Origin of the sequence: Streptomyces sp. AC558_RSS880 (assembly GCF_019049255.1) — a bacterium.
GTDB lineage: Bacteria > Actinomycetota > Actinomycetes > Streptomycetales > Streptomycetaceae > Streptomyces.
On record NZ_JAGMUJ010000017.1, the window covers coordinates 1 to 12,398 of the forward strand.

Sequence of the window (12,398 nt, forward strand, 5' to 3'; positions counted from 1 at the left end):
GACGGCGTCGACGCCGTCTACGGCGCCTCCGGCTGGGGCAGTTCCAACATCTACCTGCTCATCGGCACCCCCGACGCCAACGGCGACGCCATCCCCGACATCTGGACCGTGCGCACCGACGGAACCGTGCGGTTCTACTCCGGCGGCCGGACGGTCCTCTCGGGCTCGGGCACCGAGATCATCGGGACGTCGAGCTACTGGAAGACACGCATCGCCATCGGGTGAGCCACACGGCTCCCCGCGAGCGGGCGAGGGCCGTCGGAAGCGTAGTCCGACGCCCCTCGCCCATTTCGCACGGCCGCACCGTGACGTCAGCCCCGGTGCGCCCCGCTGCTCGCCCGGGGCCGCTCGCTCTTGCTCCCGTTCGGCCACAGGCGCGGCTTCCGCTTCGCCCCGAGGTCCTCGACCCAGCCGACCGCGAGGATCATCAGGCCGATGAGCGGCCAGACCAGGGCGAACGTCCAGATCGTGTACGTGCTGTCGAGAGCGGCTGTCGCCCGCTCGCTCTGCATGAACGGGAGCCGGTACAGCAGATCGATGATCGGGAACGTCGCCATGATCATCATGTTGTGCCACAGGTAGATGGTGACTGCCCGGTTGTTGGACAGGGTCACCAGCTTGTCCCAGTTCGCCAGGCGTCCCGGAAGTTCCCGCCACGACGGGGAGTACTGGAGCAGGATCACCACGAAGCCGAACGACCAGGCGGCATCGGCCAGCGGAATGTCGTTGAGGTCCCAGCCCGAGGGACCGAGGTGGCCCGAGGCCCACCACAGGCCGAAGGCCATCACCAGGGACGCGCAGGACACGGTGACGTACCGCGGGATCTGTTTCAGCATGCCGTCGTGATGGGCGAAGCCGAGGACCCAGCAGCCGCCGTAGACCGCGAAGTCGGTGACCGCGTTGCCCAGCTCGCCGGGGATGGTCACCAGGCCGGTGCCGACGATCGCCGTCAGGCCGAGCGGGGCGAGCATGGTCGGCCAGGGTGCCCGCCGGAACAGCCACAGCAGCAGCGGCGACGCGATGACGAACCACAGGTAGGCGCGCAGGTACCACAGCGGCCCCACCGTCTCGTCCGCCCAGGTGCTCTCCAGCGGACCCAGAACTCCGGCATCCACCGGGTAGGGCGGGGCGCCTATCGGGACGAGGTAGTTGACCAGGTTGATCAGACCCCAGACCCCGTCCTGGTCCGGGTCCTTCGAAGGGCTCCAGTCGCCCACGAACAACAGCGCCAGCACGACCGCCGCGAACGCCCACATCGGCGGCAGCAGTCGGCGGACCCGCCCGCGGATCACGCTCCACGCCGGACGCTTCAGCGAACGCGCCATCAGCGAGCCCGCCAGCGCGAACATCACGCCCATCGACGGGAACAGCACCGACAGCCAGGCCCAGCCGAAGAGGTGGTAGATCACGACGCGGACCAGGGCGATGGAGCGCAGCAGGTCCAGGTACCGGTCGCGGCCCGGCTTCTCGGGCGCCGGGGCGGGTGCGGGCTCGGTCGTCCGCTGCCGCGGGACCGTGTACGACGTCCCCGGGACCGTGCCGGCGTCCCCCGCGTACGGCGTTCCGTACGGGCCCGCCGGTTCCGGGCTCGTGCCCGTACCGGTCGTGTATCCGTGGGTCATGCCACGGGCCTCCGATCATCGCTGTGCGGGGCGCGCGGGCCCGGCACCGCTCCGGCGACGGGTGCCCCGACCACGCCCGTGCGCCGCAGCTTCTGCCAGCGCAGGCGGCCGCCGGTGAGCGCGGTGATCCAGGACTGGAGGAGGACGACGTACATGAGCTGGCGGTAGAGGATCTGCTGCAGCGGCAGCGAGATGAGGTGGGTCATGCGTTCCCGGTCGAGGTGGAAGGCGTACGCCGCGCAGACCGCCTGGATGGCCAGGACGCCCAGCCACGCCATGATCGTCTTCTCGGTGGGGCCGAAGACGAGGCCGTAGAGCAGGAAGACGTCGATCAGCGGCGCGAGCAGCGGGGCCACGATCATGAACAGGGAGACGAAGGGCAGGCCGATGCGGCCGAAGCGGCCCGAGGGGCCCTTGTCGATCACCGCGCGGCGGTGCTTCCAGATGGCCTGCATGGTGCCGTACGACCAGCGGTAGCGCTGGGACCACAGCTGCTGGACGGACTCCGGGGCCTCGGTCCAGGCGCGGGCGTTCTCGGCGTAGACCACGCGCCAGCCGGCGCGGTGCAGCGCCATGGTGACGTCGGTGTCCTCGGCGAGGGTGTCGTCGCTCATGCCGCCGATGGGCTCCAGGGCGGAGCGGCGGAAGGCGCCGACCGCGCCGGGGATGGTCGGCATGCAGCCGAGGATGTCGTACATGCGGCGGTCCAGGTTGAAGCCCATCACGTATTCGATGTGCTGCCAGGCGCCGATGAGGCTGTCCTTGTTGCCGACCTTCGCGTTGCCCGCCACCGCGCCGACCCTGGGGTCGCCGAAGGGCTGGACGAGTTCGCGGACGGTGGACGGTTCGAAGACGGTGTCGCCGTCCATCATCACGACGATGTCGTAACGGGCGTTGGCCAGGCCCCGGTTGAGCGCGGCCGGCTTGCCCGCGTTGAGCTGGCGGATCACCCGTACGTTGGGCAGGCCCATCGCCTCGACGATGCGGGCGGTGCCGTCGGTGGAGCCGTCGTCGATGACGAGGACCTCGATCGGGTGCTCGCTCGCCATCAGGGAGTTGACGGTGTTCTCGATGCACTTGGCCTCGTTGTACGCCGGGACCAGCACCGTCACGGGTTCGTGGACCGGTGGGCCCCAGCGGAAGTTCCTGCGGCGGACGCGGCGGGCGTGGACGCCGGAGAGGAGGAGCATCAGGACGAAGCGGCCGATGACCAGGGTGCCGATGACCGCGAGGCCGACCACCAGGACGCCGGTGATGTGCTCCGAGGCCTGGACCAGGAAGATCCATGCCTTGCCCTTCCAGAGGTCGGCGCCGGCGACCGGACTGTGGGCGCTGGGCGCGTCCAGGGCCTCGGTGAGGTTGTCGAACTCGTAGCCCTCGTCCTTCAGGTCGGGCAGGAACCTGTCGAGTGCCGCGACGGTCTGGCTGCGGTCGCCGCCGGAGTCGTGCATCAGGACGATGGCGCCCTTGCCGCCCTCGGGCGTGGCGCGGCGGATGATCTCGTCGACGCCGGGCCGTTTCCAGTCCTCGCTGTCGGTGTTGTTGACGACGGTGAGGTAGCCGCGGCTGCCGATGTACTGGGTGACCGGCCAGGTCTCGTTGTCCATGGCGGCGGAGAAGGAGGAGTACGGCGGGCGGAAGAGCGAGGTGCGGATGCCGGCCGCGCCGGTGATCGCCAGCTGGTTCTGCGACAGCTCCCAGTCGATGCGCTTCTTGGACTGGAGGGAGAGGTCGGGGTGGTTGAAGGTGTGCAGGCCGATCTCGTGGCCCTCGTCGACCATGCGCTGGACGAGGTCCGGGTAGCGGGAGGCCATGGTGCCGGTGACGAAGAAGACCGCGTGCGCGTCGTGCTTCTTCAGCACGTCGAGCACCTTCGGTGTCCAGGTCGGGTCCGGGCCGTCGTCGAAGGTGAGGACGAGGCGGCGGTCGGGCACGCTCAGGCTCTGGACCTGCCCGGCGCGGGCGTCGATGACCGGGCCGCCCTCGAGTATCTCCTCGGGCACGTTCGTGGTGGGGGCGGGCTTCCCGACACGGTGGTCGGCGAGGATCTCGCTGTGCACGTATCCGCGCAGCATGAGCATGGCCGCCAGGGCGACGAGGACGAGCACCGGGAGCAGCAGGCGCAAGGGCACCCGGCGGCGCGAAACGCCGTCACGGGCCTGGCGGGTGGCCCGGTGACGGGGGGAACGGGGTGCCATCAGACGACGTTCTCCGGGGACGGTGCGGTGGGAGCGGTGGACGGGTCCATCTGTACGGCGGAGCCGTCGGCGGCGACGACCGGCCGGTCGGCGGGGGCACCGGCGGCGTTGTCGGTGCCCCTGGCCTCTCCGCCGCCGGTGGGGGCGGTCGACGCGGGGTCGGGGATCTCCGACACCGACGGGTCGGCGGGCGCCGTGCTCACGGTGTCGTCCGAGGGCGTGGTGGTGTCGCCGCCACTGCCGGTGGCCGGGTCGGTGGTGTTCTGCCGGGTCGACGTGGATGTCGGGTCGGCGGCCTCCGACCGGTCCGCGGTGCCGGCCCCGCCACCCGTCGCGGGAGCGGTGGTGTCGGGCGCGGGCAGCGTCGGGGCGCCGGTGGTCGGCGTGCCGCCCGGGGCGAGGCCGGTGCCGGAGCCGGGCGTGACGCCCGTCTCCCCGGGCCGCGGTGTCGTCTCGACCTGACCGGCGGGCTCGCCCTTCTGGCCGGGGACGGGCATCCAGGGGGCGTCGGAGTTGCCGGACAGCAGTGTGGCGACCATGACGACGGCGTAGCCGGCGCAGGCGAGGCCGACGGCCAGGCCGATACGGCGGTAGAGGCGGCTGCGGCGGCCGGACTCGTCGACGAACACGGGTCCGCCGGCGGCCTCCTGTCCGCCGCCCGCCCGGCTCGTCGTCCGGCGCAGTTCGAGGCCTTCCCCGATCTGCACGGAGTCGAGCTGGACCGTCACCTCGTGCGGGTCGTGGGTGGCCGCGGCGGAGTCGCCGGCCTCCTCCTGCCAGGGGTCACGGACGGGGGTGCGGGAGACCGCCGGGGCGCCGGAGTCCGGGGCGGGACGCAGGAACTCGGTCGGCGCACCGGAGTCCGAGGCAGGGCGCAAGAACTCGGTCGGGGCGCCGGCTGTCCCGGGGTCGGACGGCGGACCCCCGGACACCGGAGGGAAGACGGCCGTCCCGGGGTCGGACGGCGGGCGTCGGAAGGACGGCGGGGAACCGGCCGCTCCGAAGTCGCCCGAGGGGCGTGCTCCGCCCGGCCGGGACGAGGGTCCTGCCGTCTTGGCGCCGGGGGCGCCGCCCGGCTGGCGGGGGATGCGCAGGGCGGTGGTGCGCTCGGTGTCCCAGGGACCGTCCGCCGGGCTCTCGGACGGCATCGACCGGTGCGGTGCCGTGGTACGCCCGGCGTTCCAGGGAGCGTCCGGCCGGCCCTCGGACGGTGCCGTACGGCCCGGCGCCGCGGGGCCACGGGTGTCACCGGCCCGGGGGCCGGTCCACGGCTCGGGCCGGGCGGAGGGGTCCGCGCGGTGGGCGGCGTCGGGCAGGACCTGGGTCTTGTCGCTGTCGCCAGTCTTATCGCTGTCGCCGGTCTTGTCGCTGTCGCCGGGGAAGAATCCGACGTGGGCCCAGCGGTCCTCGAGGGAGCCGGGACCGGAGTCGGCCCCGCGCACGTCCGCGCCGGCGGGCTTCTCGCTCAGGGGGAGGACCCTCGTCTCACGCAGGTCCTCGTCCTCGGCGTTCCCGAACGCCGATACGCCCTCGGGCCGTTCCGGTTGGGCGTCTTCCCGCCATTTTTCCACGCGCACGCACTTCCCCCCACAGGGTACTTACGGTGCGCGTACGACTCGAGCACCCGCCGGCGGAACGGGCCCCCACCCGCTCCGAGCGCCCCGTTTATCACACCGTGCTCGGGGACCGAATGTAGCGCACGTGGAGGCCCTGTGTTCCCGGGGCAGTCATTCGTGTCAGTAGTGAGACATCAGTGAGCGGCCATCACGATAATGTCCCGGTCGGGCAGCCACCCCTCCACCGGCCGCCGCAGCCAGCCCTCCTCGGCGGCGACGACGGCCGCCGCCCGCCGGAGAGCGCCCAGAGCGGGATGAACAAGCCCTTTCCGCCACACAAGGGACACGGGTGACAGCGGAATCGGGTCCACGAGAGGGCGCAGCACCGTCGAGGGCAGTGGCGGAAAATCGATCACGGCGAGGATCGGGTGACGGGTCCTGGCCATGATCCGCTGGAACTCCTCCTCCCCGACGGCCAGCGGCGCGGGCGGCGCGAGCGCGATCCCCCGTCCTTCGAACAGCGACCGCGCGAGGTCCGTCCACTCCGGCGTACGGGGGTTGCCGGCCCCGGCGTAGACCGTCTCGCCGGCCAGCGCGGCGAGCGGCACCTCGGTCAGTGCGGCCAGCGGGTGGTCCTCGGGCAGGACGACCGCCATCGGCTCGTGGCGCACGGGCTGCTGGTCGAGTCCGGCCCGCAGCGCGGGGGCGAGGCCCGCGAACCGTCCGAACGACGCGTCGAGCCGCCCCGCGAGCAGCTCCCCCGCGGCCCCGGTCAGCCCGCTCTCGTAGCGGGCCATCAGCTCGTGCCCGGGGGCGAGTTCGCGGGCCCGGTGCAGCACCCGGCGCGGGGTGTGCAGGCCCGGGCTGTTGAGGTCCACCAGCAGGGGCCGGGCCCGTCCGGCGGCGGCGAGCAGGTCGTCCTGCGCCTGGAGCACCGCGCGGGCGTACGGCAGCAGGCGTTCGCCGTCGGCGGTGAGCGTCACCTGGCGGGTGGTCCGTACGAACAGCTCGTTGCCCAGCTCCCGTTCCAGCCGCCGTACGTCCCTGCTGAGCGCCTGCTGGGCGACGTAGAGGCGGGTGGCGGCCCGGGTGAAGTGCAGCTCCTCGGCGACGGTCACGAAGGCGCGCAGCAGGCGGGGGTCGAGGTGGGCGGGGGCGGACATGGCGCGAACTTACAACACGGGTGCGTCAATCGGCGCCGGGAAGGTGTTGGACCGGCCGCACGGCCACGGGCGACGGTGGTGTCATGCCCCAGCCGACCTCCCGTTCCCGGGACACCCCCCTGCTCACGGTCACCGCCGACGCCCTGGTCGCCGTCGACTTCGGCCCGCGCGGGCGGCGCGAGCCCCGCGCGAAGGGCCCGTACCGCCGTCTCCTCGCACTGCCCGGCGCCCGCGCGTTCACCGCCGGCAACCTGATCGCACGGCTGCCGATGGGCATGTTCAGCGTGAGCGCGGTCGTGATGATCGCCGGGACGCGGGGCTCGTACGCCCTGGCCGGCGCCGTCACCGCGACGGGCCTGGCGGCGACGGCGGTGGTCGCGCCGTGGACCGCGCGCCTGGTCGACCGGTACGGGCAGGCCCGGGTCGCCCTGCCGGCCACGGTGTTCGCCGTGCTCGGCTCCCTCGCGCTGCTGCTCTGCGTACGCCACGGCGCCCCGGACTGGACCCTGTTCGCCTCCTACGCCGCCACCGCCACCACCCCCAACACCGGCGGGATGTCCCGGGCACGCTGGGCGCACCTGCTGAAGGGGGACGCCGAGGCCCTGCACACCGCCAACTCCTTCGAACAGGCCGCGGACGAACTGTGCTTCATGCTCGGCCCGGTGCTCGCGGCCTTCCTGTGCGGGACGTTCTTCCCGGAGGCGGGCACGCTCGTGGGCGCCGTGCTGCTGCTGACGGGCGTCCTGCTGTTCACCGCCCAGCGGTCGACCGAGCCGCCGGTCGAGCGGCGTTCCTCCGCGGGGGCGCCGCTGCGGGCGCCCGGCATGCGGCCGCTGCTGGTCGTCTGTCTCGCGACGGGCGCGGTGTTCGGCTCGCTGGAGGTCGTCACCCTCGCGTTCGCGGACGAGCGGGGGCACCGCTCGGCGGCCGGTGTGGTGCTCGCGCTCCAGGCGGCCGGTTCCTGTGCGGCGGGGCTGCTGTACGGGGCGGTGCGCCCGGCGGGGTCCGCGCGGTCCCGGCTGCCGTGGTGCCTGGCCGCGATGACCGCGCTGATGGTCCTGCCGCTGCTCGCGGCCGGGCTCACCGGTTCGCTGGTGCTGCTGGCGGGGGCGCTGCTGGTCGCCGGGATGGCGACCGCGCCGACGATGGTCACCACCATGACCCTGGTCCAGCGGTACACGCCCGAGGGCCGGCTGAACGAGGGCATGACGCTCGCGGTGACCGGTCTGCTCGGCGGGATCGCCTGCGGCAGCGCGGCGGGCGGCTGGACGGTGGAGCACGTCTCGGCGACGGCCGGGTACGGCGTGCCGGTGGCGGCGGCCGCGACCGCCCTCCTCGTGGCCCTCTGCACCCTCGTCCTGTTCGGGCCGTCGAACCGCTCCACCGATTCCCTCCCGACCCATTGACGGTCACGGGCCCCGCACATACCTTCACCCGTCGAAGCGCTTCGAAACCGCTTTCTGCCTCCCCACGGACCGTGCAGATGAGGACCCCCGATGGTGAAGATCACGGATGTGGCCCGGCGCGCCGGGGTCTCCCCCAGCACGGTCTCGTACGCGCTCAGCGGCAAGCGCCCGATCTCCGACGCGACCCGGCTCCGGGTCCAGGCGGCCGTCCGCGAGCTGGGCTACCGCGCGGACGGCGGGGGCCGGGGCCCGGCCGCCCTCAGGTCGAAGGTGCTGGCCCTGGCGGCCCCGGTGCGCTCCGGCGTCCATGTGCCGGTGGTGACGCGGTTCGCGGTGTCGGTGGTCACCGCCGCCCGCGCCCACGACCACGACGTGCTGCTGCTCACCCAGGGCGAGGGCGAGGAGGGCCTCGGGCGCGTCGCGGACACCCGGCTGGCGGACGGGGTGATCGTGATGGACGTACAGCTCCAGGACCCCCGGCTGCCGCTGCTGCACTCGGGGGCCTTGCCGTCCGTGCTGATCGGCGTGCCCGCCGAGCCGGACGGGCTGACCTGTGTCGACCTGGATTTCCGGGCGGCCGGTGAACTGTGCGTGGACCATCTGGCGCGGCTCGGGCACCGGGTGGTGGCGCTGGTCGGCTCGCCGCCGGAGGTGTACGTACGGCGGACCGCGTTCGCGCGGCGGCTGGTGGAGGGCTTCACGGCGGCCGCCGACCGGCACCGGCTCACCTCGGCCGTGCATCCGTGCGGGACCGGCCGGGACGCCGCCCGCGTGATCGCCGAGCGGCTGGTGCGCGAGCTGCCGTCGCTGACGGGGGTGGTCGTGCACAACGAACCGCTCCTCGACCCGCTGATCGACGCCTTCGAGCAGCTGGGGCTGAGCATCCCCGGCGATCTTTCCCTGACCGCCGTCTGCCCGTCCCCCGTCGCCGCGTCGGCCCGCGTCCCGGTCACCTCGGTCGCGGTGCCGTCGGCGGAACTGGGCACCCGCGCGGTGCACCTGCTGGTACGGAAGCTGTCCGGGGTCCCCGTACCGGGGGTCACCCTGCTGCCGCCCCGGCTGACGGAACGGGCGAGCACGGCACCGCGCGGGGCGTGACGGCCGGTGCCGTCCCGGCCCGGTCGGTTCCGGTTACCGGGCTTTCCCGGGGCCGCATGACACAGGCCCCGCCGCTCGGAGCGACGGGGCCTGTGCCCACATGGGGTGGAGTGGAGATGGCGGGAATCGAACCCGCGTCCAACGGTGCGGAACCAGGGCTTCTCCGTGTGCAGTCGGCTGTGCTTTTCTCGGCCCCGGAGATCACGCCGACAAGTCTCCGACGGGCCCAGTCACTGTGTGGTTTCCCTCTTCACCCCGTGACCGGGTTCAAGGTTTAGTCCCCTAGATGATGCCAGGATCCGGGTCGGGAACACCCCCGGGCTGACACTCCCTTAAGTAGGGGAGCCGCTGCTCGCTACCTGAAGATCAGGCAGCGAGGGCAAGCTCGCCCTGGGAGATGGATCGCTTGGAATTGGCGATTATTTTTTCGGCCTGTGGTTTACGAGATCATGGCCGCTTCCTCGACACGCTTCCCCTGCTTCGACAGCCGCTGTCGAAACCGATCATCCCCATGTTGATTTTTCAACCCCCTGGAGGGGGCACGCACCCGCTGTGAGGTGCTTGCGCCATCGTACGTGACCAACGCCCGACGATGCCACCGTATTCCCGGCGGTCAACCCGCCTTCGTACAGGGTTCAACGCCCGCCGGGTCCGGGATGTTCCCGCTCAGGCCCGCTGCTTCCTGCGGACCGCCGAGATCGCCCGTTCGGTCTCGCGCCGGTCCTGCTTCTCCCGGAGCGTCTGCCGCTTGTCGTACTCCTTCTTGCCCTTGGCCAGCGCGATCTCGACCTTCGCCCGGCCGTCCTTGAAGTACAGGGCGAGCGGCACGATGGTGTGGCCCGTCTCCTGGGACTTGGACTCCAGCTTGTCGATCTCCTCGCGGTGCAGCAGCAGCTTGCGCTTGCGCCGCGCGCTGTGGTTCGTCCAGGTGCCCTGGCTGTACTCCGGCACGTGCACGTTGTGCAGCCACGCCTCGTTGCCGTCCAGCTGGACGAAGCCGTCCACCAGCGACGCCCGGCCCTGGCGCAGGGACTTCACCTCGGTGCCGGTGAGGACCAGGCCGGCCTCGTAGGTGTCGATGATGAGGTAGTCGTGCCGCGCCTTCTTGTTCTGCGCGATCAGCTTGCGCCCTTTTTCCTTAGCCATAGTGCCGCCCATTTTCGCACCAGGGAGGGGGTCCGCGGAAAGCCGATTACCGACCGCGGGTCAGCGGCCGAGTCCGCTGAGGACCGTCTCGGCGCGCTGGAGCGCCTGTCCGTCGGCCTCCAGGTCGGGGGCGAGGCCGCGCCCGTCGACGCTCCGGCCGGAGGGGGTGCGGTAGTGGCCGACGGTCAGCTCGGCGACGGAGCCGTCGGGCAGTTCGGTCGGCATCTGGACCGAGCCCTTGCCGAAGGTGCGGGAGCCCACGACGACCGCCCGTCCGCGGTCCTGCAGGGCGCCGGTGAGGAGCTCGGCCGCGCTCATCGTCCCGCCGTCGACGAGCGCGACCAGGGGTCTGGTGGTGTCGCCGCCGGGCTCGGCGTGCAGGGCGCGCTGCTCGCCCTCGACGTCGTACGTGGCGACCAGGCCGCCGTCGAGGAAGGCGGAGGCGGCGGTGACCGCCTCGGCGACCAGTCCCCCGGAGTTGCCCCGGAGGTCGAGGACGATGCCGGCGCCGGCGGGTGCCTGCCGTACGGCGGTGCGGACCTCGTCGCCGGAGCCCTTGGTGAAGGCGCCGACCGTGATGACGGTCACCCGGGAGGCGAGCTCGCGGACGGTGACGGTGTCCCGGGACAGCCGGGCGCGGCGCACGGTCTCGTGCCACGCGCGCCTGCCGCGTTCCAGACCGAGCCGGACGGTGGTGCCGGCGGACTCGCCGGTGGTCTCGCCGCGAAGTAAGGAGACGACCTCCGTGACGGGCCGGCCGTCCACCTTCTCGCCGTCGACGCTGCGCAGCCGGTCGCCCGCGCGGATCCCGGCGTCGGCGGCGGGCGTGTCGTCGCCCACCCTCGTCACCTCGATCCGGCCCTTCCGCTCGCGGGCCCACAGGCCGACGCCGGTGTACCGGCCGCCCAGGGCGTCCTCGAACTCCTCGTACTCGTCCGGGGAGTAGACGGCGGCCCAGCGGTCCCCGCTGCGGCTGACGGCGCGCCGGGCGGCCTCCAGGGGGGAGGCGCCCTCGGCGGCGGCCTCCTCGGCCGCCCGGGCGACATCCGTGCCGTGGCCGACGGGAGCGGCCGAAGCGGCGCCGTCCGCCGTGGCCCCGCCGTCGGTCCCGGGGAGGTTGCCCGTGGCCGCGCCGGCGACGAGCACGCTCGCGAACACCAAGGTCAGGGCGGCCCCGCGGCGGATGCGGCGGGGCTGACAGAACAGGGCACGACCTGACATGCCGGTGAGTCTAGGACAACGCGAAGGGGCGCACGGCAGGTTGGCCGCGCGCCCCTCTTGGCAAGAGTCACACCTTGAGATACTTGCGCAGCGCGAAGAACGCGGCCAACGCGGGCATCAGCAGACTGGTCGCGAGGATCAGCGGAAGCTTCGTCAGGACGGCGTCCCAGCCGATGAAGTTGATCAGATTCAGCTTCTCCGACAGGGCCAGCCCGTTGTCGATGATGAAGTACCGCCCGACCACCAGGAACCCGCACGCGAGGATGCCGCCGATGAGTCCGGCGACGGCGGCCTCCATGATGAACGGCGTCTGGATGTAGAAGCCGGAGGCGCCGACCAGCCGCATGATGCCGGTCTCGCGGCGACGGCTGAACGCGGAGACGCGCACCGTGTTCACGATCAGCATCAGGGCGACCACCAGCATCAGCGCCATCACCGCGCGGGCGGCCCAGTTCATGCCGTTCAGCAGCCCGAAGAGGTTGTCCAGGATGCCCTTCTGGTCCTGCACCGACTGCACGCCGTCCCGCCCGTCGAAGGCGGTGGCGATGACCTGGTACTTCTCCGGGTCCTTCAGCTTGATGCGGTACGACTCCTGCATCTGGTCCGGCGTCAGGGAGCTGGCCAGCGGGGAGTCGCCGAACTGCTCCTTGTAGTGCTTGTACGCCTCGTCCTGCGACTCGTACGTCACCGAGTCGACGACCGTCATCTTCTCCAGGTCGGTCTTGATCTGGCCCTTCTGGTCGTCGGTCACCGCGCCCTTGGCGCAGTTGGGGTCGGACTCGGCGTCACTCTTGTTGCACAGGAAGATGGAGACGTTGACCTTGTCGTACCAGTAGCCCTTCATGGTGTTCACCTGGTCGCTCATCAGGAGCGACCCGCCGAACAGGGCGAGCGACAGGGCGACGGAGACGACGACGGCGAAGGTCATCGTCAGGTTGCGGCGGAGACCCACACCGATCTCCGACAGGACGAACTGGGCGCGCATGGC

At 72.1% G+C, this 12,398-nt stretch carries 10 protein-coding genes and 1 other RNA gene; 3 read left to right on the forward strand and 8 right to left on the reverse strand.

Going from position 1 to position 12,398, the window contains the following annotated elements; translation table 11 throughout:
- Positions 1-225: hypothetical protein (locus KUM38_RS06945; RefSeq protein ID WP_217128388.1), on the forward strand; the 225-nt coding region annotated here is incomplete at its 5' end.
- Between the two features lie 86 nt (positions 226-311).
- Here the strand turns inward: KUM38_RS06945 and KUM38_RS06950 are convergent.
- From KUM38_RS06950 to KUM38_RS06965, 4 genes are all read right to left on the reverse strand, one after another.
- Positions 312-1,622 (reverse strand): acyltransferase, encoded by a 1,311-nt coding sequence (locus KUM38_RS06950; protein ID WP_217128389.1) that lies wholly within the window; start codon positions 1,620-1,622, stop codon positions 312-314.
- Entirely contained in the window at positions 1,619-3,820 is a 2,202-nt protein-coding gene (locus KUM38_RS06955; protein WP_217128390.1) for a polysaccharide deacetylase family protein, read from the reverse strand. The genes KUM38_RS06950 and KUM38_RS06955 overlap by 4 nt, the downstream gene beginning before the upstream one ends.
- The gene (locus tag KUM38_RS06960) at positions 3,820-5,397 is read right to left on the reverse strand and encodes a hypothetical protein (protein ID WP_217128391.1); all 1,578 of its coding nucleotides are present in this window, start codon (positions 5,395-5,397) and stop codon (positions 3,820-3,822) included. The genes KUM38_RS06955 and KUM38_RS06960 overlap by 1 nt, the downstream gene beginning before the upstream one ends.
- A gap of 173 nt (positions 5,398-5,570) precedes the next feature.
- A complete protein-coding gene (locus KUM38_RS06965) occupies positions 5,571-6,539 on the reverse strand; it encodes a LysR family transcriptional regulator (protein ID WP_217128392.1) in 969 nt (322 codons plus the stop codon).
- Positions 6,540-6,622: 83 nt separating this feature from the next.
- Here KUM38_RS06965 and KUM38_RS06970 point away from each other — a divergent pair, with 83 nt between their 5' ends.
- Complete coding sequence (locus KUM38_RS06970) at positions 6,623-7,945, forward strand: MFS transporter (protein WP_217128393.1); 1,323 nt, start codon at positions 6,623-6,625, stop codon at positions 7,943-7,945.
- Between the two features lie 90 nt (positions 7,946-8,035).
- Positions 8,036-9,043, forward strand: coding sequence for a LacI family DNA-binding transcriptional regulator (locus tag KUM38_RS06975; protein WP_217128394.1), 1,008 nt, complete (start codon positions 8,036-8,038; stop codon positions 9,041-9,043).
- A 108-nt stretch (positions 9,044-9,151) separates the two neighbouring features.
- Here KUM38_RS06975 and ssrA read toward each other — a convergent pair.
- From ssrA to ftsX, 4 genes are all read right to left on the reverse strand, one after another.
- Positions 9,152-9,554, reverse strand: a transfer-messenger RNA (tmRNA) gene (gene ssrA, locus KUM38_RS06980).
- Between the two features lie 155 nt (positions 9,555-9,709).
- Complete coding sequence (smpB, locus tag KUM38_RS06985) at positions 9,710-10,189, reverse strand: SsrA-binding protein SmpB (RefSeq protein WP_030834350.1); 480 nt, start codon at positions 10,187-10,189, stop codon at positions 9,710-9,712.
- A 60-nt stretch (positions 10,190-10,249) separates the two neighbouring features.
- Positions 10,250-11,410, reverse strand: a complete 1,161-nt coding sequence (locus KUM38_RS06990; protein WP_217128395.1) for a S41 family peptidase — start codon at positions 11,408-11,410, stop codon at positions 10,250-10,252.
- Positions 11,411-11,477: 67 nt separating this feature from the next.
- Entirely contained in the window at positions 11,478-12,395 is a 918-nt protein-coding gene (gene ftsX, locus KUM38_RS06995; RefSeq protein ID WP_217128396.1) for a permease-like cell division protein FtsX, read from the reverse strand.
- Between the last annotated feature and the right edge of the window lie 3 nt (positions 12,396-12,398).

Excerpts from the sequence above, each read along its gene's own strand:
- KUM38_RS06950 (WP_217128389.1), bottom strand. The coding sequence starts at position 1,622 with ATGACCCACGGATACACGACCGGTACGGGCACGAGCCCGGAACCGGCG.
- KUM38_RS06955 (WP_217128390.1), bottom strand. The coding sequence starts at position 3,820 with ATGGCACCCCGTTCCCCCCGTCACCGGGCCACCCGCCAGGCCCGTGAC.
- KUM38_RS06965 (WP_217128392.1), bottom strand. The coding sequence starts at position 6,539 with ATGTCCGCCCCCGCCCACCTCGACCCCCGCCTGCTGCGCGCCTTCGTG.
- KUM38_RS06970 (WP_217128393.1), top strand. The coding sequence starts at position 6,623 with ATGCCCCAGCCGACCTCCCGTTCCCGGGACACCCCCCTGCTCACGGTC.
- KUM38_RS06975 (WP_217128394.1), top strand. The coding sequence starts at position 8,036 with ATGGTGAAGATCACGGATGTGGCCCGGCGCGCCGGGGTCTCCCCCAGC.
- smpB (WP_030834350.1), bottom strand. The coding sequence starts at position 10,189 with ATGGCTAAGGAAAAAGGGCGCAAGCTGATCGCGCAGAACAAGAAGGCG.
- KUM38_RS06990 (WP_217128395.1), bottom strand. The coding sequence starts at position 11,410 with ATGTCAGGTCGTGCCCTGTTCTGTCAGCCCCGCCGCATCCGCCGCGGG.
- ftsX (WP_217128396.1), bottom strand. The coding sequence starts at position 12,395 with ATGCGCGCCCAGTTCGTCCTGTCGGAGATCGGTGTGGGTCTCCGCCGC.